Below are 24876 nucleotides of genomic sequence, written 5' to 3' on the forward strand. Positions count from 1 at the left end.
AAATTATAGGAAGTTAATTTGGGTCTTTCAGAAAACAAAAGTGTAATAGTATTAGTCGCGTTTTTTAGCTATTACTTATTCGCAAAGTTAGGATTGTTATTTGCAATACCACCTGGCTTTGCAAGTGCAATATGGCCAGCGGCCGGTATTGGTTTAGCCTGCTATCTTATTTTTGGTGGCTGGGCCATTGTCGGTGTATTTTTGGCTTCACTGTTTGCAAACTACCAAGTTGCCTATAGCGCTGAAGTCCCGTTTTCTTATCAACTTTTTGTATTACCCGCAGTTTTAGCGTTCGGCACCTCATTACAATTAATCGTTACAAAATACCTTCTGACGCGTTTTTGTCATGTGCCTATTAAGGCAACCAGCCTAAAAAGTGTGATTCAATTTTTAGCGGTCGTTGGCCCTGTATCTTGTTTGGTGGCTTCTTTAATTAATACTACGGCAATATCTTTAGCCAATGATATCGAGATTAGTCAAACATTGTTTATTGCCCTCACGTGGTGGATAGGGGACTTTCTCGGCGTTATCTTTTTTACGCCAGTCATGTTATCTGTTTTTGACAATGACTTTTACCAGCAAAAAAAAGATCGCCTTAAAATCGCCATTCCCGCTTTGATGCTGTTTTTACTAGTTTCGTTTGTCTTTCATTTATCAAGAACAAACTATGAAGACACCCGACATGAAAATTTTGTTACAGAAACTGTTGCGTTCTCTCAAAAAGTTAACTTAATAGAAAATACAATTACCCAGCAGCTCGTTGCTTTAAAAGGCTTATTCGATAGTAGTACAAAGGTTAGCAGAGAAGAGTTTAAAGGTTTTACCCACAGCATTAACAATCCTGCAATTAAAATTAGAGCGATAGCCTGGCTCCCTAAAATTTTAGATGAAAATCGTGATGAGTTTCAAAACAGAATATCAGCGAATGAGTTTGAGGGTTATACGATTAAGCACTTTGTTGATGGTGAGTTTATTGTGGCAGAGCAACAAGATTATTACTTGCCGATCCTATACTCTGAGCCACAAGCCTTAAATAGTGCAGCAATAGGATTAGATGTTCGTCCTCATAGTATTGTCGGCGAGACGGTAAAAAAAGCCATCAATAGCGGTACAATGGCGGTATCTCCGCAGTTATCATTAGTACAACAGGTTGAGAAATTTAATACGGTTATTGTTTACTACCCTTATTTTGACGGCGGAACGACTCCCGAAGAGGGTGTTCGTGAAAATAAGTTGTTAGGTGTTTTCGAAGTTGCGCTGGAGTTAGATCAGCTTGTTTTAAGCATGTACGATGACACGATGAAAAAACACTTCGTATTTCAAACTCAGTATTTACAAGACCAGCAGACAACGGCTTTCTTTAATTCAGACTATCGCGAAGAGGCACTCTTTAAGCACAGTTCAACATATTCATTTTTTGATACTAACTTACTCGTGCTCTACTCAAGTACATCAGAATTTGATAACGCTTCGGTAGACTGGTCTAGCTGGCTGATAATTGTTATTGGCTGTTTAGTAAGTAGTTTTAGTGTGATATTCATCATCATAATGACGAACTTGAGTGAAATGCTTGAATCAAAAGTTGAAAGTAAAACTAAAGAGTTAAGTGACAAGAATGCAGAGCTGAGAAAAGCGAACGAGGCTAAAAGTCGCTTTTTGGCAAATATGAGCCACGAATATCGAACACCGCTAAATGCAATTATTGGTTTTGCACAATTAGGAATGAATGATCATAGTGGTAAAAAATCTGCTGAGTTTTTTGAACAAATACTGAATTCATCAAAGTTTTTATTAGGCATTATTAATAACGTGCTCGATTTTTCAAAAATATCAGAACACAAAATTGTTCTGGAAAGTAAGGCATTTGACGTAGGACGTTCAGTAGACACGATTTTTAATCTATTAAAAGAAAAAGCGCACTCAAAAGGTGTAAAACTTATAATAGATAAAAACAATCTTGATACTTATCAAGTCATCGGCGACTCCGTTAGATTAGAACAAGTCCTAATGAATTTAGTGGATAACGCCGTTAAATTTACTGCGATTGGAAGTGTGACTTTAGCGGCTAGTTTAAAAAATGTTAAGGGAAGCTCAGGCCAACTCTTCATTAAAGTGAAAGATGAAGGTATTGGAATTCCACAAAACAAGGTTGAATCACTTTTTCAAAGCTTTACTCAAGCCGATGAGTCTACAACTAGAGAGTTTGGTGGCACAGGCTTGGGATTAGCGATTGTTAAGCAGTTATGCGACGCTATGGGGGCAAGTATTGACGTCTACAGCCTTGAAGGCCAAGGTACAAGTTTTGAGATTTTGATGCCGGTTAAACTACAAGAATCAGAAATGATAGACAATGAAAAAGATACAGCATCATATTCAATAAACTCGTCAAAGCGAGGTATGAAGTTTAGTGCCTTAGTTGTTGAAGACAACAAAATAAATCAACTAATCGCAAACAAGCAATTAGAACTGTTACAAGTGAAGTCTCACTTAGCTGATGACGGTCAGCAAGGGTTAGATTATTTAGCTCTGCATAAGCCAGACATTGTTTTTGTTGACCTGCACATGCCGGTGTTAGATGGCTTTTCTATGATACGAGAAATGAAAAAGACCCTTGAACTCGCCTCTATTCCAGTGGTTATTATAAGTGCAAGCGTGAGTGAGGAAGATAGGGAATATGCCAAGATATTAGGTGTAAACGACTACGTAACAAAGCCGTTCATGTTAGAAGAGTTGGACAGGGTGGTTAAAAAGCTCTTGTGTGATAAACAAAAAAGCCAGCAATAAGCTGGCTTTTTCAATTTAGACTTCGCTGATACTAAGTATCAGGTACCCATTCTTAACGAAGCGTGCGTAAACCATCATTAAGGTGTGGGCGTATTGATTTAAGAATCGCACCTAGTACCTTTGGTGTTGCTACAACAATATTGCCAGACTTGTCGTGGTTGTTGCCACCTTCAAAATCTGAAACTACCGCACCGGCTTCTTGTGCGATAAGCTGGCCTGCCGCTGTATCCCAAGGACGTAAACCAATTTCAAAAAATCCTTCAACACGACCTGCAGCGACATAACAGATGTCAAGCGCAGCTGAGCCTGCACGACGCATATCAGCTACCTGTAGGAACAAGTCATTGAATATTTTCGAATATGCTTCAATTTGATGCTTTTGTTTAAATGGGAAGCCAGTTGCTAATACAGTACCTGATAAGTCTTTTGCTTTGGATACACGGATACGTTTTCCGTCTAACTGAGCGCCAGCACCTTTTGATGCAGAGAATAACTCACCACGAATAGGATCAAATACGACCGCTTGCTCAAGGCGACCATCAACTTTTAGCGCGATAGAAACCGCAAAGTGAGGAATACCTTTAACAAAGTTTGTTGTGCCGTCTAGAGGGTCGATAATCCATTGGTATTTTGAATTGCCAGCGATTACACCGCTTTCTTCTGCAACAAATGAATGATCAGGGTATGAAGCCTGAATTGTAGAGATGATTGCTTGCTCCGCTTCAATATCTACGTTGGTTACAAAGTCATTAGCGCCTTTCAGCTCTGACTTAACCATATCTAATTGCTCATATGCTTTAGCAATAATTTTACCAGCATTTCGCGCAGCACGGACTGCGATGTTTAACATCGGTTGCATTACAATCACCTATTTTTGAAAAGAACGTAATAAAGAATAGTAGTAAAAAAGCCAAAAAAAGCCCCACCTAAACTCAAATAAAGAGAGGTGTGCGCACTAATATTCCAAATTACTAAAGAACGTTTTTTAATCAGGCGCGCATTGTAGAGATTTTTCTACAAAAGTAAACCCAATTCGACGAAAACCTATAATTTTTCTAGGTCTGCAATACGTTGACTGAACTCACCAAGCTCCAGTTCTGGGCACTCACCATCGTCTTGCCAATCAAGCCCAACAATAATATTGTCCTGGCTTAAGTCTTCTACCCAAAACTCTAACCATTCCGCAACGGAAATTTGCGTCGGCGTATAACTTGCCCATTCTTCTGTACAGCTTTTTTGAGCTATAGATTCACGAGACCAAAGTAAAATTACATCTGTATCTTCAAATTGAATCGAATCGACTATCACCCAGCCTTCAGAGTCTTTGTCGTGCAGGGCCCAAATCATTTGGGTCGCTTTTACTTCTTCAAAAAATTCATTAATTGTTGTGCTGTCATTCTTCATATTTGTTCTCTAAATTCGTTAGTGTTTTATATAAAAAGAGCCTTCTTTAAAAGGCTCAATTCAAACTAGTTTATAAAATAGGGGCGCTATCAAAGCGTGATAATACTTAAATTCGGCTAGGCTTCTTTTTAGCTGGTGGGCGGCCCGAAGACTTACCCGCTGTTTTACCCTTCGCTTTAGGCTTATTATCAAACTGCTGTAAACCAGAGTGACGTGTAAGCGCTCTTTGACCTTTGTTTGCGCCAACTTGAGGCTTACGTCCACCGTTCCCTTTGCTGCGGTTCTCTTCATTTGGCGACGCAGGAGGCACTAAATGATTAGGACCATGACCAATAAGCTTAGTTAAACCCATTTCTTTTAGAGCGTGACGGATCATTTTCCAGTTTTGTGGATCGTGATAACGCAATATCGCCTTGTGTAAGCGTCGTTCTTTTTCGCCACGAGGAATAGGCACAACGTCATTTTGCTTTTTAACTTTATGTAACGTATCAATTTCAGTGTGATACATAGTTGTTGCAGTAGCCATTGGCGATGGATAGAAATTCTGAACCTGATCTAAGCGGAAACGGTTTTCTTTTAACCATAATGCCAAATTGATCATATCTTGAATTTCTGTTCCAGGGTGTGCCGCAATAAAATACGGTATTAAGTACTGCTCTTTTCCAGCTTCTTTTGAATACTTTTCGAAAAGCTCTTTAAATTGATAGTAACTGCCCATGCCTGGCTTCATCATTTTTGACAAAGGACCTTGTTCTGTGTGCTCTGGTGCAATTTTTAAATAACCACCAACATGATGAGTTACCAATTCTTTTACGTAACGCGGATCTTGAACCGCTAAATCGTAGCGAACACCAGATGCAATTAAGATCTTCTTAATGCCAGGCAATTCACGCGCTCGTTGATATAGATTAATCGTCGGTTCGTGGTCAGTATCCATATGACTACAAATGTCTGGATAAACACAGGATGCACGTCGACATGTGGCTTCTGCCTTTTCAGATTTACAACGCAACATGTACATGTTGGCCGTTGGTCCGCCTAAGTCAGAAATAACACCAGTAAAGCCTGGAACTGTATCTCTAATTTGCTCGATTTCGTTAATGATCGAGTCTTCTGAACGACTCTGAATAATGCGACCTTCGTGCTCTGTAATTGAACAGAAAGTACAGCCGCCATAACAACCACGCATGATATTCACTGAGGTTTTAATCATGTCATAAGCTGGAATTTTTTTGCCGTCGTATTTTGGATGCGGAACTCGTGCGAATGGCATACCAAAAACAAAGTCCATCTCTTCTGTTTCTAATGGAAATGCTGGCGGGTTAATCCAAACGCTTCTGTCCCCATGGCGTTGCATTAATGCTTTTGCGCAACCTGGGTTCGTTTCTTGATGCAAAATTCGGTTAGTGTGTGCGTAAAGCACTTCATTTTGCGAGACTACTTCAAAGGCAGGAAGTTTTACATAGACTCTATCCCATGGTCTGCGTAATTGAGATTTTGATTTTTGACGATCGTACGGCTGCACAACAACCGCTTGACTAACGCCGGTTGCATCGGCAGCACTTTCTTGAATAGCTTCGTCTTTATTACTACAGGTATTGGCATCGTACTCTTGATAAGGGTTCAACTTAGGGTCGATGATACCAGGCTTATCGATATGCGTAGAATCAATACCTTGCCAATCAGGTAATGCTTCCTTAACAACAATTGCGGTGCCACGAACATTCTTAACTTCTTTTATATCTTCGCCCTTGGCTAAGCGATGCGTAATTTCTACAAGCGGGCGTTCGGCGTTACCAAAGATAAGCATGTCAGCTTTAGAATCAAAAATAACAGAACGACGCACTTTGTTTGACCAATAATCATAGTGACCAATTCGACGAAGACTCGCTTCAATTCCACCTATTACAATTGGCACGCCTTTAAAAGCTTCGCGACAACGCTGAGAATAAACGGTTACCGCTCTATCGGGACGTTTTCCACCTATGTTATCAGGTGTGTACGCATCGTCGTGACGAAGTTTTCTATCGGCGGTGTAACGGTTAATCATTGAGTCCATGTTGCCAGCGGTAATGCCGAAGTACAGGTTTGGCTTTCCTAAACGCATAAAGTCGTCTTTGCTATGCCAATCAGGCTGGTCGATTATGCCAACACGGAAACCTTGTGCTTCAAGCATACGGCCAATAACAGCCATACCGAAACTTGGATGATCGACATAAGCGTCACCAGTAACAATAATAACATCACAACTGTCCCAACCGAGTAGGTCCATTTCTTCGCGTGTGGTCGGTAAAAAAGGTGCAGGTCCAAAACATTCAGCCCAATACTTTGGATAGTCCCAAAGTTTTTTATCGGTTTTTACCGTGGCCGCGGGCGGCTTAATTGGAGAAGTTGGTCGGGCTTTGTTTGCTTGCATTTGGACTACCTATATAGATTCAAGTTCACAGTAGCTGTGAATGGACGCGCGATTATACAGACTTTTAGGCTAAAGGTGAAAAGCATTAGAGAAATTAATCGTATATTTTTTAGACACAGGGCTATCTGTTTGAGGAATAGACAAATTTAAATGATTCGATGTGATTAAACGGACAATTATAAAATAATAGTTGCTAAAGGTTTTTGATACTGTGTAAATTAGTTCAAACTAAAATGTCCCCTTAGTTCAACTGGATAGAACAAGGGCCTCCTAAGCCTTAGATACAGGTTCAAGTCCTGTAGGGGACGCCAGGTTTAAACTGGCACTTTAATTGCTTTAATAAACTCAGTATTTCATTTTAGGCTTTAAATTTATGAAACTGTTGTTATTAATCATGGTGATTAGTTTAGCGGGTTGTACGACGATTGAGCGTCTGGCTGAGTTGCAAAATCCCCCAGTAGAAAAGGGGTATGAGCAATACGAGCCTAGTCGCCAAGGTCAGTCTTTTCATTATCACGTTGAACAATTAGCTCGTCAGTTGCTAAACACGACTAATCAATTTAATGTCAGTCAGCCTATATTAGTAGGCACATTTTTGCCATCTGATACATTATCGATGGAAACCAATCGATCCATTGCCCCTTTTGGCATTCAAATTCAAGAAAGTTTAGTAACGTTTTTAACGCAAGCCGGGCTTAAAGTCACTGAGTTTAAAGTTCAAACGCAGGCGGATATTGCGCCTACGGCTGATATTTTTATGAGTCGAAACGTAAATAGTTTAGAAAAAAATGTTACGGCCGATTACTTACTAGTAGGCCATTACATCCAGCAAGAAAATGAATTAATTGTTAATGCCAGACTGATCGACCTGTCTGACAAGACCGTTGTTGCAGCCGCAACAGATTATATTCCAATGAATACAATGTGGAGCCATGAAAAGGTGAAGCTTAAAAATGAACAACTTTATCGTGGCGAATACTAGGAGCAAGCAATGAAAAAAATTATTACCGCATTAATCGTAACAAATTTGGCCGCTTGTTCTTCAATGTCTGATTGGTCTTGGGAAGATTCTTATAGTCATGAAGAAAATATTGAACATGTAGCAGTGGTCGACGAAGAACAAAACATGACTGATACAGCGAACAATGATCAAGAGTTAGCTAACTCAGGTGAGGTTTCACAACAAAAGTCTCGTATTGATAGTGAACAAGTGCCGTCGGCAAGTGATGCAAGCCTTAAGTTTCAAAACGATTACCGCCAACATCTACTCACAAGAATGAACGAAATTGGTCGAAATCAGCCAAATCGTTCAAGTCGTGATAAAAACATTAATTTTTATGTTCGAGGTTTAATGCAAGACCTAGTTTCAAACATGAAATATGTGAACGCGAGTACGCCAATAGCGGTGACCAGCTTTGTGATGTTAGATAGCAATTTTCAATATGCCGATATTTTAGGCAAGCAACTGTCAGAAAGCTTCATTCACGAAGTGCACAAATTTGGCATTCCGGTTATTGATTTTAAAGCGACTGATTTTGTAAGAGTTACGCCAGATGGAGACTTTATTTTTAGTAAAGACTACCTTGAATTAGAAGGCGACTTACCTATTAAATATGCCGTTGCAGGAACATTGACAAAACAACTTAGTGGCTATTTAGTGAATGCAAGAGTGATAGGTGTTGAGTCCAAAGCCGTTGTCGCATCAGCGCAAGGATTTTTACCTAATAATGTTGTAAATCAGCTTGTGTCTAGTGGCTTTAATGACGGTATTCCATTAAGTAGTACGCAACGCTCAGTCGATTAATAAAATGACTCGAAGCAAGAAGGTATATATGAAATTTAATAACCTGAAAATTAAATTGTCGTTAAGCATTTGTATCGCCACTATTGTATCGGCATGCTCATTAACGCCTCAGCCCGAGGTCGTGGTTGAAGTTAAAAACGAAGATATTTGCATGAACAAAAAGGGTGATATTATCGATTGCCCACCTAATATTGGTCAGTTCGACGCTTTTGATGGTCCTTCTGAGAATAAGGTAATAGCCGCAAAACCAGTAAAGTCACAGTACTCACCAGAACCCAAAGTGAGAGCTGAGGACAACATGGTTTATATCCCGCAACATGGCTTAACCGGTAATCAACACTCGGTATTACTCAGTGAGTATGTTGAGCAAATATCGAACAAGTTAATAGCAAATTTATCGAATGAGACCAAGCATGCCGTTGTTGGTATTACCTCGTTTGTTGATTTTAGTAATGACTTAGGAACGTTAACGCCTGTCGGTAATATTGTGGCAGAGCATTTTACAACGGAGCTTTTTCAAAACGGCTTTACCGTTTCAGATTACAAGGTAAAAAGTGCCATAAGTGTCACACCACAAGGTGACTTTGTATTTTCACGCAATGCGGACAAACTCGGTGGTGCAGAATCGATGACACACGTACTAACAGGCACAATTATGTATCAACAAACAGGTCTGTTAATAAACGCTCGTATTGTTAATTTTGACAATAAGTGGGTTATATCAACGGCGAGTGGATTTATCCCTTACTTTATTTTAGATACTGTTATTCCTCATAACGCCAAACAAATCGTATTATAGAGTCAGCTGATGAAGAAGCGGTTGCCCTGTTTACTTACGACTTTGTTCATGAGTGGTTGCGCTTCGTTACCTCCTACCGTTGTGACTAAAACGGTATTTAACGTTACTGAGTATACAAAGCATCAGTTAGATGAAATAGAAGAGCAGCGTCGTACGCTAGGGTCGCCGGCCGACTTACTTGATCCTTTTTATACTCGTCTTAAATACTACTTATTAGTTGAAGCCGAAGTAAATAAGCTATATGACCAGCTAGCACCACATATTGAAGCGGAGACATCAACTCCAAAACTCAAATTGTTGCCAGTTCGAGGCAAAATAAAAAAAGCGGTATACCAAACTCGCGCCAATGAAATTATTAATGAGTTTGTTTTAAATCGTATTGAAGCGTACCAATTCGTTAATAAATCAAATTCATCTCCCATTCGACCTGTCTGGGTTATCCAACCTGAAGTAACTTTAGAAAATAATAAAGTGTACTTAAAACTGCAACTAATGGATGAGAATGGCAATATAAAACAGACGCTTGGCAATAAATCCACGGTAACAGACTACTTCTTTTTTAATTATATAGACGGCATCCGCTTTGACTAACTAAGTTAGTTTCATATCGTTTTTAAAAGTGTTTAAATAAGAAAATCTATTCTAGCTCTGCATCTTTATTAATTATTACAAAATAGGGAATATTATGAAGTCGTTATCCGTTACTGCTATTTATGCTGCTATGGCCTTGTCATTTCTGTCATCAAGCCAAGTGAATGCCATCGAAGTGTCTCAAAAGGCCAAAGATATCGCTCAAAATACAATTATTGTTGATAGCCATATTGACGTGCCATATCGTATAAATAGACGATGGGAAGATGTTACAGTAGCTACTGCCAAAGGTGATTTTGACTACCCTCGTGCCAAAAAAGGCGGCCTCAATGCGCCGTTTATGTCAATTTATCTTCCTGCAACAATGGAAGGGCCGGGTAAAGACTATGGGGTACAACTTGCGCACCAACTTATCGATTCAGTAGAGGCTATTGCCGCGCGCGCCCCTTCAAAATTTGCTGTAGCTTATTCAACAAAAGATGTAGAAGAGCACTTTAAAAAAGGGCTTATTTCATTGCCAATGGGAATGGAAAACGGCAGTCCAATTGCGGGTAGTCTAGACAATTTAAAAATGTTTTATGATCGCGGTATTCGCTACATCACGTTAGCGCATTCTCTATCAAACCATATCTCAGACTCATCATACGATTTGCGTCGAAACTGGAAAGGTCTAAGCCCATTTGGTAAAGAGTTAGTTGTTGAAATGAACAAGCTTGGCGTAATGGTTGATATTTCACACGTTTCGGATGCTGCTTTTTATCAAGCTATCGAAATAACAAAGGCTCCAGCTATAGCGTCACACTCGTCATTGCGTCGTTTTACACCAGGCTTTGAGCGTAATATGGATGATAAAATGATTAAGGCACTGGCAAAAAATGGTGGTGTTATTCAAATAAACTTCGGTTCTAGTTTTGTGTCTCAAGAAACTAGAGATTGGCAAGACAATTTAAGCAAAAAGTTTGAAGAAGCTGGCACCAAGTGGGGCGAGCCTAAAGCTAATGAGATTGCAGAAGCTTACCGTAAAGAAAACCCATACCCGTTTGCGTCGTTAGATACAGTGTTAGATCATATTGATCATGTAAAAAGCCTGGTTGGTATTGACTATGTTGGTATCGGATCAGATTTTGATGGTGTAGGTGACTCGTTGCCACGTGACTTAAAAGACGTTTCTTACTTCCCGCACCTTGTTCAAGGTTTGTTAAACCGTGGCTATACCGAACAAGAGATTAAAAAAGTATTATCAGGTAACTTTATGCGTGTGTGGAAAGAAGTTGAAAAAGTAGCGGCATCAATGTAGTACTTTGAATAGCCCTAGCGTACATTCTGCCTTACCTATCGGATATTTATCTGCTAGTATGACGGAACTTTTTGCTAGGGCATAGTTCCAATAGCGACACACTATCAATCTTATAAAGTAGTAATGGCATGAAAAAGATTTTTTTAATTTTATTAACCTTAACGGTTGTTTCTGGCTGTAGTAGTTGGGTTTATAAATACGATATTGTTCAAGGTAATTACTTGAACACAAGAGACATAGATAAACTTCGTGTCGAAATGACCAAGGAACAAGTTAAATATGTACTTGGTACTCCTGTTGTCTCGAATTCTTTTCGTGATGATGATTGGCACTATGTTTATACCATTCGTTTAGGCAAAAGTGACGAGTTTGTTAAGAAAGAGCTAATCGTTCACTTTGTAGATGGCAAGGTTAACAAGGTGACGGGTGATTTTGATCAACCCAAAGACTTTAATACGCCGTTAGAAGGCTAATAACCGTTAGACACTAAATCACTTGCCGCTCTACAGTGCAGGGTGAGATAAAAGCCGAAGTTAATCTTCGGCTTTTTTACGAGGGTTTGGTCTACCACCGGTGACTTTATCCGCGCGTCCTTCTTGAATTGCTTTTTCAGCGCGACGTTTACGGACCTCTTTTGGATCTGCAATGAGCGGGCGATATATTTCAATACGGTCGCCGTCTCTTAAGTTAGCGTCTAATTTACATGTTTTTGACCAAATGCCGACTTTCAAAACAGACAGATCAACCTCTGGATGACTCACTAAAATACCACTGGTATTTATAGCTTCCTCAACCGTTGCAGCTTTGTTCACCTGCAGCTCCAGTAAAGATTGTTTTTCTGGTAGTGCGTAGGCGACTTCAATAGTAATTTTTTCAGACATAAACTTGTTTTGCTCTTTGCGTAAACGCGGTTACCATACTGGTGGTAACATGATTAAATACTTTACCGAATGCCAATTCAATCATCTTTGAGGAAAACTCAAAGTCTAATTGTAGTTCTACTTTACAAGCGTTACTGTCTAATTCGGTAAAGGTCCAACTACCTGTTAAATATTTAAATGGACCATTTACTAATGTCATATTAATAATACGATTAGAGACTAGTTCATTTTTAGTGGTAAACCACTTGCTAATACCGGCTTTGTTAATTAACAATGAACCTTCTAATTCGGTTGCTGAGATAACTTTACAGATAGCATCGGCGCAGTTAGGAATAAACTGCGGATATGATTCGATATCGTTGACTAACTGATACATTTGGTCACAGCTATACATGACTAACGCACTGCGTGAAAGTTTTGGCATGGCTCCTACTTAACACTTATCATTGATTGTTGGTCGTTATTCTAACAAACTTACATAGAAAATAACGTATAAATGGTTATAATCGATGAGTATTCATTAAAGAAGTAATTATGGCTAAGAAAAAACCAAAAAATCCATCAAATACAATTGCCTTAAACAAGAAGGCGCGCCACGAATTTCAGCTTGATAAAAAGTTCGAGGCCGGTATCGAATTGCAAGGGTGGGAAGTTAAAAGTATTCGCGAAGGTAAGGTTAATATCTCCGATACTTACGTGTATTTAAAAAACGGAGAAGTGTTTTTATTAAACTCTGAAATTCAGCCATTAAACCAAGCATCAAGCCACGTTGTTTGCGAGCCAAATCGTTATCGCAAGTTATTACTTAAAAAACGTGAGATCATGGAACTTGTCGGCGCAGTAGAACGTCAAGGTTATACGCTTGTTGCAACGGCAATGTATTGGAAAAAAAGTTGGGTGAAAGTTGAATTTCATCTAGCAAAAGGTAAACATAGCCAAGATAAACGTGCTGATATCAAAGACAGAGACTGGGGTCGCCAAAAAGAGCGATTAATGAAACATTCAGGTCGCTAGCACGGCAATAATTAATATTTTGGAAGTTGAAATTTTTTGTATGTTTTGATGTTCTTATAACCTAGGAAATAAAAGTAATGGATGGTTATGTCACTAATTCAAGAAATTTCAAATGATAATAAGTTTGTCTTAAATCAGTTACTATCATTGACGGAAAAGCTCAGTGATAGTGAATTCAAAATCGTCAAAAAACAGCATAGTTCTTCAATAGGCGCACATGTTCGTCACATCATTGAACATTACCAATCATTTTTTTCGGCGAGTTTTATCGTCAATTACGACCAAAGAACCAGAGATCCGCTTCTAGAAAATTCGACATTGTTGGCTAATCAGGCCATTAATGACTTATTGACAAAATTGACGTGTGCTCAAAATGACCAGGCCGTGAATGTAATATGCGCAACAAATCCCCACAAAAAAAGCCTTCCGGTAGAAAGTTCATTAGCCAGGGAGCTCGTTTTTTTGTATAGCCACACAACCCATCATATGGCAATTATTAAGCTGTTAGCTGCCGATTTAAGTTTGTCTTTGTCAGCTGATTTTGGCAAAGCAGCATCTACACAGGCATTTGAGTCTCATGTGCAGCCTAAATTGGCGTAAGTTTAATGATCGTTTGTCTTTGGTATTTACCAGAGATGAATCGGTACTGAGAGCGCCGTCTTTGCCTCCGCAACGTTTTGCTAAAGGTGGTATTGAATATCTTATGCCGGTTGATCCTGTTGGTGGTGGAAGTTGGATATCGGCAAATAGTGCAGGCTTTATATTTTGTTTGTTGAATGATTATCAAGGTCAATTAAAATCAGCACAAGCCGACTTAGTATCAAGAGGGCAGCTTATAAAGCAGCTCGCAGAATGCAAGTCTATGGAACAGGTTCAACATGTTATCAAGTGCTGGCCTTATGCAAAATCCCAACCCTTTTATTTATTAGTTTTATGTAATACCAGTCAAACTATTTGGCATTTTGACGGAATTAGGGCCGTTACAAATCAACCAGCTCCAGAGCAGGTGTATTCATCTGGTCATCCAGATGTTGAAAGTATACAGTCGTTAAGAGCTAAATTCGTGAAAGAGAGCAATCCCAAAACTATTTCTGACTTGATAAGGCTTCATCAAAGCCATCAACCAGTCGTTGACAGTGATTTAGCATATAGTCTTTGTATGCACAGAGAGGAAGCTTGTAGTCAGTCTTTGACAGTGATTGAATTAGCGACAGGGGAGGTAAATATGAGGTATTGGCAAGGTCAGCCGTGTGAAGCCAACCTTGATAAACCAATAGTTAAATCACTATTGGTTACATAAATCTTCGTCTCGTCTGTTTTTGATAAATTCGAAGTCAGATTCATCATTAGACATCTTTAAATAACCATCTTGCGTGGCCAAAGTCTTATTATCAGTTACGGTAACTTGGACCATATTGAACGAATCGCTAGGTCGGGTGAAGGTAACTAACTTACCATTACGACTAATATCATAATCAATTGACCCAACACAATCTTCAACTTCCCACTGTAACGCGGGCTCAGCGTTGCTCCAGCGAACTTTTGCTTCCCATGTTACGGTAGGCGAAACCGTTGCTCTAATACCACTTAGTTCAACCGTAGGCACAACGTCGACGTAGCCGTCAGCGTTAAAATCGTATGTTACGCTATCAACACAATGAGTAATAAAACCAGTATCTGAAACTTGTTGAGTCTCGCTGTCATTTACGGGACTATTACAATCATAGTTATCATTAGCAGCAACGCCAAGTTTATGATTTCCTGCTCGTTTTGGCGTCGCGTAACTCAGTAAGTAAAGGCCGTTTTCATAACTTTTTGCAAATTGTAAAGTGCTATCTAATACGGCCCCAAGTTCGTTAAAATCACTAATGGAAAAAATATTTGAACTGTCCGTAAAATTCTCCAACACGCTTGTATTCGACTCACTGCCAATAGTAATAAAATAGACATCTTTATTACCAATTGCTGCTCGAGCAGTTTCTTGAGAAACAATATCAGACGTATCGTTGCCATCAGTAAATAAAATTAGACTACCGTAACTAACCAGGCTCAAGGAAACTTCGTTTACCCAGCTATCGGCACTGGCGGCGATCGCCCCAAATAAGTTAGTACTATTACCACCTACTTTTATATTGTCTAACGCCGTGAAAATCGTATCTAGGCTTTGGCTTGAAGTAACAATATTCTCAACAGCACTATCAAACGTGAAAATTGATACACGTTGGTTAGCTTGTAGCAACGAGTTGCCATCTTGATCACTAATCGTATTTTTAATACTTGTGGTTATTTGTTGCAGGTCACCAGCGGTCATAGACGAGCTAATATCAATAGCAAAAACCGTTGTATATTGAGCATCAATGCCGACTAGTTGTTCAATCTCTAAAAATGATTCTAATGGTGAAATGGCTAATTCGTTTTCCGTAATTGTTAGATAGTCTCTCACATTGTCGGTGGTGAGGGCTTCTACTGCTTTGCCAGTAAATCGGTCAACAATGTGAAATGCAAACGTCAATATAGACTTTGATGCTTCGTTAAACGCTAATGGATTTAAACTGTATGCAGTGCCTTGAATGCCAGTACAGTTAATCTCAATATTACTGACGTTACTGATTGCGTTGCCAGAGCCGTTGTTAATGACACAATTTAATCCAGCTGGTTGTTGAACTAACTGAACCGAGTAGTCTTGATTGACTGGAATACGAGTGACAAATGTGAAGTCACCATTGGTTTGAAGTGTTTCTTCAGTACCATTTAAACTCACGACAATCGTGTCTGCTAAGCCGGTAACAGTGCCACTGATTGACACATTGTTATCACTTTTTTCTGGATTTTTATTTGAGTCGCCTCCAGAGCATGCTTGTAAAACAAGCGTAGCTATAATGATAGGCAGGGTAAAAAGAGCTCTATAACCCTTTGAAAACATAAACTTTCCTTAATTGAATTGCAGGCTGTTGAAAGCTAAAGCTATCTTGTTGGCTGACAATGCTTACTAATGTAGGTATCGGTTTTATCCGTAATTACGAGTGCTCGTGCGTCTTTGCAAAAATACGTTTTAACTTGGCCACTATAATCGCCACTAACAACAGAAGATATTTTGTTGACTAGCGATTTAAAGTCACTACTTTCAGTAAAGTGCTCTTTTACGATGTAGTCGTATTTTAAATCCCAAATCAACTCCATGCCTTCTGTTCTTGCATAGGTTTCAAGTGCGGTTTTTAACGTATCGTTTTGTTTAAAAGAGCGTTTTATAGAGGCTCCTTGCCAATTGTCAGATGCGGGCTCAACGGTTCCGTCTAATGAGGCAAGTTGTTGAACCATAGATTGCTCTGGTTCAGGTAGTTTAATTGTATAATCATTTAGGCGTTCAGCACCTGGCTTAAGGGCCTGGCGAACTTCAGCGTAAAACTTGGCAACACCTTTCGCTACCGCATTTTCACTAGTTTTATTACTTTCGTCACTACCCCAATAAACAAAACCAACAATAATTAAGATAAATATGACAGGGGCTAATATTTTACCTAAATACCCAGATTGCTTCTTTTTGCTTTTATTTTTATCCATAAGTCCCTCTTAATATAACGATTCAGGGGCGTCTTCAGGTCTAGTTTTAAACCGACGGTGTACCCACATATATTGTTCCATATTATCTAAAACAGCTTCTTCGACCCATTTATTTATCATCTTAGCGTTTTCTAAAGAGTCGTCACTAGGATAATCGGTTAAAGCTGGTAAAAATTCAATCTCATAACCACCGTTATTCGGTAATCTTTTTAATTTAGTTGGAATGGTAACTGCGTTTTTATGTCGAGAAAAAATTTCAGTTCCAGTTGTTGTTGCCGCTTGTTCAACATCAAAAAACGGAGCAAATACACTTCGGTTTGGTCCATAATCATGATCAGGTAAATAAACAGTAACCTCACCGTTAGATAAGGCTTTTAGTAAGCCTTTAACATCTCGCTTACCAATCATATATCTGTTTGAGCGACAGCGACCTCGGTACTGAACCCATTCAAGCAGTTTGTTGTTGTGGGGGCGGTAAAAACCAACGCACGGGTAACCAGCTTCGCCTAATACTCTGGCCATCATTTCCAATGGCAAGATGTGGAAAAATAGTAGAAAAATGCCTTTGCCTTGTTGCAACGCGTCATCAATATGCTCTGTTCCTTTAACATGGCATATTGGCTTTGCTCGCCAAGACGGCCACCACCAAGATATGCCACTCTCGAAAAGTGCGATGCCAGCATTTTCAAAATTTATTTTAACTAACTTGTCTATTTCAGTCGCTGACATATTTGGAAAGCACAGTTGTAGGTTGCGACTGGCGATGTTTTTACGTCGCTTTAAAACTTTCATTAATAGTCTGCCGATGAGTCGACCCATAGCTAATTGCAGTTTATATGGTAGCCAACTAAGTAGATATAGTGTTGAGATCGTTAACCAGGTCAGCCAAAATTTAGGATGCAAAAAACTCAAAGAAAATGTAGGGGCGATAAATGAATGACTCGATTCTCGTTTACTCAAAACTGGATTCCGTGCTTGGTGACAAGTTAAAAACATAAGTATTCTAACCGATATCGACAGATTATGGATAACCATTTTTAGATGGGCATATTTATTAGTAATACAGGTAGGAAATCACGTCATAAAAAAACGGAGCAGGTGCTCCGTTTTTAGTTTGATATCAACGTGATTTTTTAAGGTCAGGCTGTTTATTTAAGACCATTGTTAACGGCTGTTAAATCTTGACCGTTAAGTTGGCCGGCAGCTTGTTTTAATGACAGCATGGCTAGAATGTAGTCGTAACGGCTCGTTGCTAGGTTACGCTTAGCGTTATATAAGTTTCTAGTACTGTTTAGAACATCAACAATTGTACGAGTACCTACATCAAAGCCAGCTTGAGTTGCTTGCAATGCACTCTCTGCAGAGACGACAGACTGATTAAGTGCTTTTAACGTAGACACAAGCGAAGAAACATCAGCAAAAGACGTTCGTACATTGCGAACTACGGCACGATAAGCCGCTTCACGATCTTCGCTAGCAAAGACGTAATTTGCTTGCGCTTGCTTAATCGCAGCGGTGGTGCCACCACCACTATAAATAGGTACATTAAGATTAATGCCGATAGAAGATGAGTTTAGACCAGGGCCATCAATATCTTTACCTGCATCATTGTGATTAATACGTGCAGTTAAATCTAACGTTGGATAATGACCTGCATCCGCACGTTTAATTTCAAATTTTGCTGCATCAACAACTAATTCTTTGCCTTTTAAATCTAGGTTGTTTTGCTCTGCTTTTTCAACCCATTGCTGAACGTCGTTAGGCGTTGGTAATGAAGCTTCAAAACGCTCGGTATTAAGTGCATTAAAGTTGTTGTAGAACTTGCCGGTAATTTCTCGTAGAGCTTCTTTCGAAATTTCCAAATTGTTCTTACTGCGAATTTCCGTTGCAACCGCAGTGTCAAAGTTTGCTTGAGCTTCATGTACGTCGGTAATCGCAGTTAAACCTACTTTAAAACGTTCTTTTGTTTGCTCTAATTGACGCTCGATCGCTTTTTTCTCTGCTTGAACAAACTCTAAATTGTCTTGTGCCTTTAATACGTTAAAGTAACTTGTCGCAACACGTTGGATTAGCGTTTGCTGTGCTAAATTAAAGCTAGTTTGTGCTTGTAATGCACGTTTTTCAGATGCGTCTAAGTTGTACCAATCACCCATTTTGAAAATGTTTTGGGTTAATGTAATGCCATAGCTTAAATTACTTGAATCGTAATCATACACTTCACCAGTGGTCGTACTTACAGCTTCCGAGTTGCCCATGGAATAACCAGCTGAGAAAAAAACATTTGGTAATAATCTAGAGAAAGCTTGTTCTTCTAATTGCAAACTGGCTTCATAATTCGCCTTTGCTTTGAGTGTCTGTGGATCGTTTTGTACTGCATCTTTGTAGGCATCTAATAAGTTTGTCGCTTGACTTTGCATAGATACGCTGGCAAAAAATAGCGCTATTGATGCAGTTAATAAAGACTTTCTCATACTGGTTCCTTAACAGAAAATTTATTGCAATCTTGACGTTTACCGATAATTGGCTTCATTGTAGCCTTTCTCTTTGTTTCACGTAATGTTTTTATTGTAAATATCTATTCAGCAAATGTAACAGAATATTGAATTGTAAATAAGCTGATAACGTTTTTTATGTTAAACTGGCGCGCGCATTTGAACGGTAAGGATCACAAATGGCGAACTCAAAATATACCCCTCTATTTGATAACAAAAATATTGAAATCAAGTCTGTTGAGCGAGTATTCAATGGATTTTTTAAAATTAATAAGTTTACATTTCGTCATTCATTATTCAAAGGCGGTCAAAGTAATTGGATTGAGCGAGAGATCTTTGAGCGTGGTGACGCTGTAGGAGTGTTACCTTACGATCCTTTTTTACAAAAAGTTGTGCTAATTGAGCAAGTGAGAATTGGCGCTCAGGCATCAAAGGATACACCTTGGTTATTAGAGGTGATCGCGGGTATGGTTGATAAAGAACATGAAGATTTAGAGGATGTCGCGAAAAGGGAGTCGTTAGAAGAGGCGAATTTGCACATTGATACATTGACACCTATGTTAAGTTATTTATCCAGTCCGGGCGGAACTAGCGAGCGACTTTATTTATACTTAGGTGTGATAAATAGTGAAAATGTTGGTGGGGTTCATGGCTTAGATGACGAAAACGAGGATATAAAAGTTCATGTGATGGATGTTGAGCATGCGTTTGAACTTCTAGATTCAGGAGTCATTGATAATGCAGCGACTGTGATTAGCCTGCAATGGCTCAAATTAAACAAAGATAAGATAGACAGTAACGCTTCTGTTACAGAGTAAAATAGAGAATATATGAATACAGTCAAAAAAGAGAAGTACGTAGTTGATCTGCAAAAGTTACAAAGTATTTGTAGTCGCAACTATGCGTTATTGCTTCGATTACTGCCACTGGATTATTCAAACCAGCAAACTTGGCAGATTGAGCTTGGACAAGGTCTCTATTTTATATTGTCTGTTCTTGACGTTACGCCCTATACAGAGCAATTTAAGCTAGTTCAAAAAAGTAATTTGCCAACATTAGTTGGACAACTAGAAATAGAGTTTCGACTTTATCACGACGCACAAATGGTGGAAGTGACAAAGTATCAGCAACAAGACAGAATTAGGGCGAATAATCCCTATCCAAACTCTAAGTTGCATCATAAAGACGAGAAAACCCAGATTAACGCTTTACTAAAAGATTGGTTAAACCTGGCCATTGATCATCAATTCAATAAGTCCAAAGAGGCGGTGTTGCGAAACTCAGCATCAAACTAAGTTAACGATAAAAGAAGTCACCATGCGTAGTATTATATATCTCCACGGATTTCACTCTTCACCAATGTCCGAAAAAGCAAAGCAGTTTGTCGAATATGTTGAACAAAACTATCCCGATATTAACGTTTATGCTCCTCAGTTAGCGGTATATCCTATTGATGCAATTAACACAGTAGAAGGTTTAGTTACTGAACTAAAAAATAGTAGCGAGCTACTTGGTATTGTAGGAAGTAGCCTAGGTGGGTATATAAGCACTTACATTCACAATAAGTACGATGTGCCAGCGGTGGTGATTAATCCAGCCGTAAAACCGTTTGAATTATTAGAAGAATACATCGGTGAGCAAATTCATCCAATCACCGGTGAGCAGTATGTGCTTGAACCTCGACATATGTTGCAACTACAACATATTTATCAGCCAACAATTAAGTGTCCCAACAAAGTTTGGTGCTTACAGCAAGAAGGCGATGAAGTGTTAGATTATCGCCAAGCTAGTGAGCATTATAAAGAGTCAGTATTAACCTTGGAGCCTGGTGGCGATCATAGTTTTGTTGGCTTTAATCGATACTTACCAAAGATAGTAGAATTTTTCCTTTAAGTTTGACTCAATCCTAGTTAACCTTCATTTAGAACCTAAAATTAGAATAATAAGCGCTATGACAAATCAATCTTATAATGCAGAAGCAATCGAAGTATTAAACGGCCTAGAGCCTGTTCGTCGTCGCCCTGGAATGTACACAGATACAACGCGTCCAAATCACTTGGCGCAAGAAGTCATCGATAACAGTGTCGATGAAGCACTTGCTGGTCACGCGACTAACATAGTGGTGACTTTGCACGAAGATAATTCATTAGAAGTATCAGACGATGGCCGTGGTATGCCGGTTGATATTCACCCGGAAGAAGGTATTCCAGGAGTAGAATTAATTCTTACTAAACTGCACGCTGGTGGCAAGTTTTCTAACAGCAATTATGAGTTCTCTGGTGGTTTACATGGTGTAGGTGTTTCAGTCGTAAATGCTTTAACTACCCGAATGGAAGTACGAGTTCGCCGTGACGCACAAGAATACCTTATTGCTTTTGAAAATGGTGACAAGGTTCAGGACCTCGAAGTTATTGGAACGGTTGGCCGACGTAATACGGGTACCACCGTTCGTTTTTGGCCAGATGCATCTTATTTTGATAGCGCAAAATTTTCTAATTCTCGACTGATACATAACCTCAGAGCAAAAGCGGTACTTTGCCCAGGTTTAAAAATTAAATTCAATAATAAACAGCTCAAAGAAACACACGAATGGTATTACCAAGATGGTCTTAAAGATTATTTGGTTGATGCGGTAAAAGGCTATGTGAATTTGCCTGAAGACCCATTCATTGGATCTTTCAGCGGTAACCTAGAAGCGGCGGATTGGGCAGTAACTTGGCTACCTGAAGGTGGCGACTCTATTGGTGAAAGTTACGTTAACCTGATCCCAACGGCACAAGGTGGTACTCACGTTAATGGTCTTCGCCAAGGTTTATTAGAGGCTATGCGTGAGTTTTGTGAATTTAGAAACTTGGTTCCTCGAGGCATTAAATTAACTCCAGAAGATATTTGGGAACGCTGTAGCTATATTTTATCGGTGAAAATGCAAGACCCTCAATTTGCAGGTCAAACTAAAGAACGACTTTCTTCGAGACAGTGTGCAACCTTTGTTTCTGGCGTAGTAAAAGATTCATTCAGCTTATGGTTAAACACACATACTGACATCGCTGAATTACTTGCAGAAATGTGTATCAGTAATGCTCAAAAACGACTTAAAGCGGCAAAAAAAGTTATTCGTAAAAAAGTAACGCAAGGACCAGCATTACCAGGAAAGTTAACGGACTGTTCGAGTCAAGAAAATGACCGTACAGAACTATTTTTGGTAGAGGGTGACTCAGCTGGTGGTTCGGCAAAACAAGCTCGAGACCGAGAGTTTCAGGCAATTATGCCATTACGAGGAAAAATACTTAACACTTGGGAAGTAGAAGCCGGACAGGTTCTCGCGTCTCAAGAAGTCCATGATATCTCTGTTGCAATTGGCATGGATCCTGACTCTTCTGACTTGAGCCAACTACGTTATGGCAAAGTGTGTATTCTCGCCGACGCTGATAGTGATGGTTTGCATATCGCGACCTTGTTGTGTGCACTGTTTACTCGACACTATAGAACCTTAGTTGAAGCTGGTCATGTTTATGTCGCTATGCCTCCGCTTTATCGAATCGACGTGGGTAAAGAGGTATTTTATGCACTTGATGATGGTGAAAAAGATGGGATTTTAGATCGTATTGCCGCTGAAAAGAAAAAAGGTAAAGTGAACGTGCAGCGCTTTAAAGGTTTGGGTGAAATGAACCCGCTGCAATTACGTGAAACAACGATGGATCCTAATACCAGACGCTTGGTGCAGTTAACGATAGACGAAATTGAGCCTACGATGGAAATGTTAGACATGTTGTTGGCTAAAAAGCGCGCAGGAGACCGTAAGTCGTGGCTTGAAAGCAAAGGCAATAAAGCGGACGGTTTAATATCACTCTAATATTAGTGTAGATAGGAAAGTTATGGGTATCGCGACAGCGTGGAAGAAAAAAAACGCATTGTTATCAATTTTGACGATAGCAGTCGTGCTTACACCTATTTTTTCTGTCTATGCAACCTTTGATGTCAGTAACTCCTCTGAAAAAGTTATAAAAGTAGGGCAATTATCTAAAGCCAAATCTCAATTTAAAAAAGAGTACGGTTCTTTTGCAAACTTTATCGCACAAGCAGAGTCGCATATATCGAAAGATCCAACTTGGGTGTTAACGGGCGTTAGATTTTTTAATGCTGACTTTGATGCTAACGATGACCTAACAATTGCGCAGCAGATTCAACTAAACATGCTCCATGTGGAAGCGTTAGTTGAACTTGCTCGGTACGGACAAGCCCAATTGGCATTGCACAGAATGTCTACGCTTATAGAAGTGGCAAGCTTAGACATTCAACTTCGTTGGCACGAATTGTCTATCGAAGTGGCATTGAAAAACCTTAACTTCGATGTCGTGTCGACTCATTTTGAGCAGGTATTTACAATATTAAATGCTGTTTCCGTAGATGATTATGTTGGCGTTTATTGGACTATCAAACGTGGTCAGTTTTATCGTTATGTTCAAGATTACCAAAAAGCAAAGTTCTGGTTGACAGCAGCAGAGCATAAGGCGCAGCACAGTGAGCAAATAGCGCTAATAGTATGGAGTCAAAAAGAAGTTATTCATTTGTTAATAGATGAAAACAATCTTTTTTTGGCAAACCAAGCCTATCAGCGGTTAGTTGAACTTTTGGAGGAGCAAAGTCTAGCGGTATTGGCTGAGCAATTAAAACTGGACTGGGCGTTGTTAAATCGTCACCAGCTAAAATATAGGTTGGCAGATAAGCGTTTAGAAGCTGTTTATGCATATGCGGATAACAATAAAAATCGTCATTTGCAATTAAGGGCCTTAATAGAATTAATTAAGAGCCAGATAGATCAGAACAATCTAGGCTACGCGCAACAGTTGATTAAAGCTGCAAATACACTCAAAGGTTTACCTGGAGCGTTAGGCAGAAATGATGACGACAAAAGACAAACGCTCAATGAATTAAACTTCTCAGGTGCGAGATTAGCGTTGTTAAATAATACATTTCAAAAAGCAGAACGTCTGTTGAAAACGATTTATATCTCACATCAAAACGCTCGTATTCAGCTGGGTGGACAATCAGATGTAAAATCTCAGTTGTCATTAGTCGATGTTAATGTACTAAAACGAAAGGTTGCGGTTGCTCAACATAATTGGCAACTAGTGGCTCAATTAGATGCATTGATTGCTTTTCAAAGTAACGAAGTTCATGCATTACAAACAAAAAAGCTCGCTAGCTACAGGGCATACGAACAACAGCAAATACAAAAAGAAAACGAACGTCAATTGCTCGAGTATCAGGTAATGAATCAAGATTTGTCGACGGCATTTTTAGCGCTCGCAGATAAATTATCAAATACAAGGTGGCTGATATTAATTTTAGTATTCGGGCTAGTATTCGCTATATACAATGCGGTATTACGGCGCCAAGCTGGTCGCAGTGCGCTGTCTGGTCATTTGGTATTGCAAAATGCTGAAAAAGCGGTCAATCAGATGATGGCAAGTGAAAAAACGTTCAGCATTGTAGCGATTGATTTTAATCACGTGTCATCACTTAATAACGCTTACGGAGTATTAAAAACCGACTTGGCCATTAACGATAAATTGGCAAAAATTAAGCAACTAAATACGCGTTATCAAGTTTTACCAATTAGCGGTCATCGATATTGGTTAATCGCAGAAGGTTACAACTCAGATCAAGCGGGAGTTTTGGTGACGCGAATAGAAAAACAATTAGAACAAACACAGCCACTACTCTCGGCTCGTTATGAAATCTGTGAGGTTTCTGAGCCTACAGAATTTATGACAATATTAAATCAATTAGAATCGAACTTAGCCAAATAAGAAGATAAGAAGGTATAGGT

At 39.3% G+C, this 24876-nt stretch carries 24 protein-coding genes and 1 tRNA gene; 16 read left to right on the forward strand and 9 right to left on the reverse strand.

Features of this window, described 5'->3' with window-relative positions; all coding sequences use genetic code 11:
* Window positions 1-18 precede the first annotated feature (18 nt).
* The gene (locus tag J9318_RS04870; RefSeq protein WP_210561833.1) at window positions 19-2784 is read left to right on the forward strand and encodes a CHASE domain-containing protein; all 2766 of its coding nucleotides are present in this window, start codon (window positions 19-21) and stop codon (window positions 2782-2784) included.
* 52 nt (window positions 2785-2836) lie between these two features.
* On the opposite strand, the gene suhB is transcribed toward J9318_RS04870, so the two are convergent.
* The 3 genes from suhB to J9318_RS04885 form a co-directional block, all read right to left on the reverse strand.
* Window positions 2837-3643, reverse strand: a complete 807-nt coding sequence (suhB, locus tag J9318_RS04875; protein WP_210561835.1) for an inositol-1-monophosphatase — start codon at window positions 3641-3643, stop codon at window positions 2837-2839.
* A 185-nt stretch (window positions 3644-3828) separates the two neighbouring features.
* Window positions 3829-4188, reverse strand: a complete 360-nt coding sequence (locus J9318_RS04880) for a DUF2750 domain-containing protein (RefSeq protein ID WP_210561837.1) — start codon at window positions 4186-4188, stop codon at window positions 3829-3831.
* A 106-nt stretch (window positions 4189-4294) separates the two neighbouring features.
* Window positions 4295-6604, reverse strand: coding sequence for a YgiQ family radical SAM protein (locus J9318_RS04885; protein WP_210561839.1), 2310 nt, complete (start codon window positions 6602-6604; stop codon window positions 4295-4297).
* 235 nt (window positions 6605-6839) lie between these two features.
* Here J9318_RS04885 and J9318_RS04890 point away from each other — a divergent pair.
* From J9318_RS04890 to J9318_RS04920, 7 genes are all read left to right on the forward strand, one after another.
* A tRNA-Arg gene (locus J9318_RS04890) sits at window positions 6840-6915 on the forward strand.
* 62 nt (window positions 6916-6977) lie between these two features.
* The gene (locus tag J9318_RS04895) at window positions 6978-7586 is read left to right on the forward strand and encodes a FlgO family outer membrane protein (RefSeq protein ID WP_210561840.1); all 609 of its coding nucleotides are present in this window, start codon (window positions 6978-6980) and stop codon (window positions 7584-7586) included.
* Window positions 7587-7595: 9 nt separating this feature from the next.
* Window positions 7596-8408: a FlgO family outer membrane protein gene (locus J9318_RS04900; protein ID WP_244731902.1), complete on the forward strand. Its 813-nt coding sequence runs from the start codon at window positions 7596-7598 to the stop codon at window positions 8406-8408.
* A gap of 28 nt (window positions 8409-8436) precedes the next feature.
* On the forward strand, window positions 8437-9207 hold the full coding sequence (locus J9318_RS04905; RefSeq protein WP_210561842.1) for a FlgO family outer membrane protein: 771 nt from the start codon (window positions 8437-8439) through the stop codon (window positions 9205-9207).
* A 48-nt stretch (window positions 9208-9255) separates the two neighbouring features.
* Window positions 9256-9798, forward strand: coding sequence for a hypothetical protein (locus tag J9318_RS04910; protein WP_210561844.1), 543 nt, complete (start codon window positions 9256-9258; stop codon window positions 9796-9798).
* Window positions 9799-9892: 94 nt separating this feature from the next.
* Entirely contained in the window at window positions 9893-11095 is a 1203-nt protein-coding gene (locus tag J9318_RS04915; protein ID WP_210561846.1) for a dipeptidase, read from the forward strand.
* A 128-nt stretch (window positions 11096-11223) separates the two neighbouring features.
* Window positions 11224-11568, forward strand: a complete 345-nt coding sequence (locus J9318_RS04920) for an outer membrane protein assembly factor BamE (protein ID WP_210561847.1) — start codon at window positions 11224-11226, stop codon at window positions 11566-11568.
* Window positions 11569-11628: 60 nt separating this feature from the next.
* On the opposite strand, the gene J9318_RS04925 is transcribed toward J9318_RS04920, so the two are convergent.
* A complete protein-coding gene (locus tag J9318_RS04925; RefSeq protein ID WP_210561855.1) occupies window positions 11629-11976 on the reverse strand; it encodes an RnfH family protein in 348 nt (115 codons plus the stop codon).
* Window positions 11969-12400 carry a type II toxin-antitoxin system RatA family toxin gene (locus J9318_RS04930; protein WP_210561857.1) on the reverse strand — a complete coding sequence of 144 codons (432 nt, stop codon included), beginning with the start codon at window positions 12398-12400 and terminating at the stop codon, window positions 11969-11971. The genes J9318_RS04925 and J9318_RS04930 overlap by 8 nt, the downstream gene beginning before the upstream one ends.
* 110 nt (window positions 12401-12510) lie before the next feature.
* Between J9318_RS04930 and smpB the strand changes: the two genes are divergently transcribed.
* The 3 genes from smpB to J9318_RS04945 all read left to right on the forward strand — a co-directional run bounded on the left by smpB (window position 12511) and on the right by J9318_RS04945 (window position 14290).
* The gene (smpB, locus tag J9318_RS04935; protein ID WP_210561859.1) at window positions 12511-12990 is read left to right on the forward strand and encodes an SsrA-binding protein SmpB; all 480 of its coding nucleotides are present in this window, start codon (window positions 12511-12513) and stop codon (window positions 12988-12990) included.
* A gap of 87 nt (window positions 12991-13077) precedes the next feature.
* Window positions 13078-13590 (forward strand): DinB family protein, encoded by a 513-nt coding sequence (locus tag J9318_RS04940; RefSeq protein WP_210561866.1) that lies wholly within the window; start codon window positions 13078-13080, stop codon window positions 13588-13590.
* Window positions 13568-14290 carry an NRDE family protein gene (locus J9318_RS04945; RefSeq protein WP_210561868.1) on the forward strand — a complete coding sequence of 241 codons (723 nt, stop codon included), beginning with the start codon at window positions 13568-13570 and terminating at the stop codon, window positions 14288-14290. The genes J9318_RS04940 and J9318_RS04945 overlap by 23 nt, the downstream gene beginning before the upstream one ends.
* Here J9318_RS04945 and J9318_RS04950 read toward each other — a convergent pair.
* The 4 genes from J9318_RS04950 to tolC form a co-directional block, all read right to left on the reverse strand.
* Window positions 14276-15913: a vWA domain-containing protein gene (locus J9318_RS04950; RefSeq protein ID WP_210561870.1), complete on the reverse strand. Its 1638-nt coding sequence runs from the start codon at window positions 15911-15913 to the stop codon at window positions 14276-14278. The genes J9318_RS04945 and J9318_RS04950 overlap by 15 nt on opposite strands.
* Before the next feature lie 41 nt (window positions 15914-15954).
* Window positions 15955-16551, reverse strand: a complete 597-nt coding sequence (locus J9318_RS04955) for a TcpQ domain-containing protein (protein WP_210561872.1) — start codon at window positions 16549-16551, stop codon at window positions 15955-15957.
* 9 nt (window positions 16552-16560) lie between these two features.
* The gene (lpxL, locus tag J9318_RS04960) at window positions 16561-17547 is read right to left on the reverse strand and encodes an LpxL/LpxP family Kdo(2)-lipid IV(A) lauroyl/palmitoleoyl acyltransferase (protein ID WP_210561874.1); all 987 of its coding nucleotides are present in this window, start codon (window positions 17545-17547) and stop codon (window positions 16561-16563) included.
* A 152-nt stretch (window positions 17548-17699) separates the two neighbouring features.
* Window positions 17700-19022, reverse strand: coding sequence for an outer membrane channel protein TolC (gene tolC, locus J9318_RS04965; protein WP_210561876.1), 1323 nt, complete (start codon window positions 19020-19022; stop codon window positions 17700-17702).
* A gap of 200 nt (window positions 19023-19222) precedes the next feature.
* On the opposite strand from tolC, the gene J9318_RS04970 reads away from it, so the two are divergent.
* The 5 genes from J9318_RS04970 to J9318_RS04990 are packed head-to-tail and all read left to right on the forward strand — an operon-like array spanning window position 19223 to window position 24856.
* The gene (locus J9318_RS04970) at window positions 19223-19861 is read left to right on the forward strand and encodes an NUDIX domain-containing protein (RefSeq protein ID WP_210561878.1); all 639 of its coding nucleotides are present in this window, start codon (window positions 19223-19225) and stop codon (window positions 19859-19861) included.
* Between the two features lie 12 nt (window positions 19862-19873).
* Entirely contained in the window at window positions 19874-20338 is a 465-nt protein-coding gene (locus tag J9318_RS04975) for a DUF1249 domain-containing protein (protein ID WP_210561879.1), read from the forward strand.
* A 22-nt stretch (window positions 20339-20360) separates the two neighbouring features.
* The gene (locus tag J9318_RS04980) at window positions 20361-20936 is read left to right on the forward strand and encodes a YqiA/YcfP family alpha/beta fold hydrolase (protein WP_210561887.1); all 576 of its coding nucleotides are present in this window, start codon (window positions 20361-20363) and stop codon (window positions 20934-20936) included.
* 58 nt (window positions 20937-20994) lie between these two features.
* Entirely contained in the window at window positions 20995-22896 is a 1902-nt protein-coding gene (gene parE, locus J9318_RS04985) for a DNA topoisomerase IV subunit B (RefSeq protein WP_210561889.1), read from the forward strand.
* A 22-nt stretch (window positions 22897-22918) separates the two neighbouring features.
* Window positions 22919-24856: a hypothetical protein gene (locus tag J9318_RS04990; protein WP_210561890.1), complete on the forward strand. Its 1938-nt coding sequence runs from the start codon at window positions 22919-22921 to the stop codon at window positions 24854-24856.
* Window positions 24857-24876: the final 20 nt, after the last annotated feature.

Source organism: Psychrosphaera aestuarii, from assembly GCF_017948405.1.
GTDB lineage: Bacteria > Pseudomonadota > Gammaproteobacteria > Enterobacterales > Alteromonadaceae > Psychrosphaera > Psychrosphaera aestuarii.

Excerpts from the sequence above, each read along its gene's own strand:
- suhB (WP_210561835.1), bottom strand. The coding sequence starts at position 3,643 with ATGCAACCGATGTTAAACATCGCAGTCCGTGCTGCGCGAAATGCTGGT.
- J9318_RS04880 (WP_210561837.1), bottom strand. The coding sequence starts at position 4,188 with ATGAAGAATGACAGCACAACAATTAATGAATTTTTTGAAGAAGTAAAA.
- J9318_RS04885 (WP_210561839.1), bottom strand. The coding sequence starts at position 6,604 with ATGCAAGCAAACAAAGCCCGACCAACTTCTCCAATTAAGCCGCCCGCG.
- J9318_RS04895 (WP_210561840.1), top strand. The coding sequence starts at position 6,978 with ATGAAACTGTTGTTATTAATCATGGTGATTAGTTTAGCGGGTTGTACG.
- J9318_RS04900 (WP_244731902.1), top strand. The coding sequence starts at position 7,596 with ATGAAAAAAATTATTACCGCATTAATCGTAACAAATTTGGCCGCTTGT.
- J9318_RS04905 (WP_210561842.1), top strand. The coding sequence starts at position 8,437 with ATGAAATTTAATAACCTGAAAATTAAATTGTCGTTAAGCATTTGTATC.
- J9318_RS04910 (WP_210561844.1), top strand. The coding sequence starts at position 9,256 with ATGAGTGGTTGCGCTTCGTTACCTCCTACCGTTGTGACTAAAACGGTA.
- J9318_RS04915 (WP_210561846.1), top strand. The coding sequence starts at position 9,893 with ATGAAGTCGTTATCCGTTACTGCTATTTATGCTGCTATGGCCTTGTCA.
- J9318_RS04920 (WP_210561847.1), top strand. The coding sequence starts at position 11,224 with ATGAAAAAGATTTTTTTAATTTTATTAACCTTAACGGTTGTTTCTGGC.
- J9318_RS04925 (WP_210561855.1), bottom strand. The coding sequence starts at position 11,976 with ATGTCTGAAAAAATTACTATTGAAGTCGCCTACGCACTACCAGAAAAA.
- J9318_RS04930 (WP_210561857.1), bottom strand. The coding sequence starts at position 12,400 with ATGCCAAAACTTTCACGCAGTGCGTTAGTCATGTATAGCTGTGACCAA.
- smpB (WP_210561859.1), top strand. The coding sequence starts at position 12,511 with ATGGCTAAGAAAAAACCAAAAAATCCATCAAATACAATTGCCTTAAAC.
- J9318_RS04940 (WP_210561866.1), top strand. The coding sequence starts at position 13,078 with ATGTCACTAATTCAAGAAATTTCAAATGATAATAAGTTTGTCTTAAAT.
- J9318_RS04945 (WP_210561868.1), top strand. The coding sequence starts at position 13,568 with ATGTGCAGCCTAAATTGGCGTAAGTTTAATGATCGTTTGTCTTTGGTA.
- J9318_RS04950 (WP_210561870.1), bottom strand. The coding sequence starts at position 15,913 with ATGTTTTCAAAGGGTTATAGAGCTCTTTTTACCCTGCCTATCATTATA.
- J9318_RS04955 (WP_210561872.1), bottom strand. The coding sequence starts at position 16,551 with ATGGATAAAAATAAAAGCAAAAAGAAGCAATCTGGGTATTTAGGTAAA.
- lpxL (WP_210561874.1), bottom strand. The coding sequence starts at position 17,547 with ATGTTTTTAACTTGTCACCAAGCACGGAATCCAGTTTTGAGTAAACGA.
- tolC (WP_210561876.1), bottom strand. The coding sequence starts at position 19,022 with ATGAGAAAGTCTTTATTAACTGCATCAATAGCGCTATTTTTTGCCAGC.
- J9318_RS04970 (WP_210561878.1), top strand. The coding sequence starts at position 19,223 with ATGGCGAACTCAAAATATACCCCTCTATTTGATAACAAAAATATTGAA.
- J9318_RS04975 (WP_210561879.1), top strand. The coding sequence starts at position 19,874 with ATGAATACAGTCAAAAAAGAGAAGTACGTAGTTGATCTGCAAAAGTTA.
- J9318_RS04980 (WP_210561887.1), top strand. The coding sequence starts at position 20,361 with ATGCGTAGTATTATATATCTCCACGGATTTCACTCTTCACCAATGTCC.
- parE (WP_210561889.1), top strand. The coding sequence starts at position 20,995 with ATGACAAATCAATCTTATAATGCAGAAGCAATCGAAGTATTAAACGGC.
- J9318_RS04990 (WP_210561890.1), top strand. The coding sequence starts at position 22,919 with ATGGGTATCGCGACAGCGTGGAAGAAAAAAAACGCATTGTTATCAATT.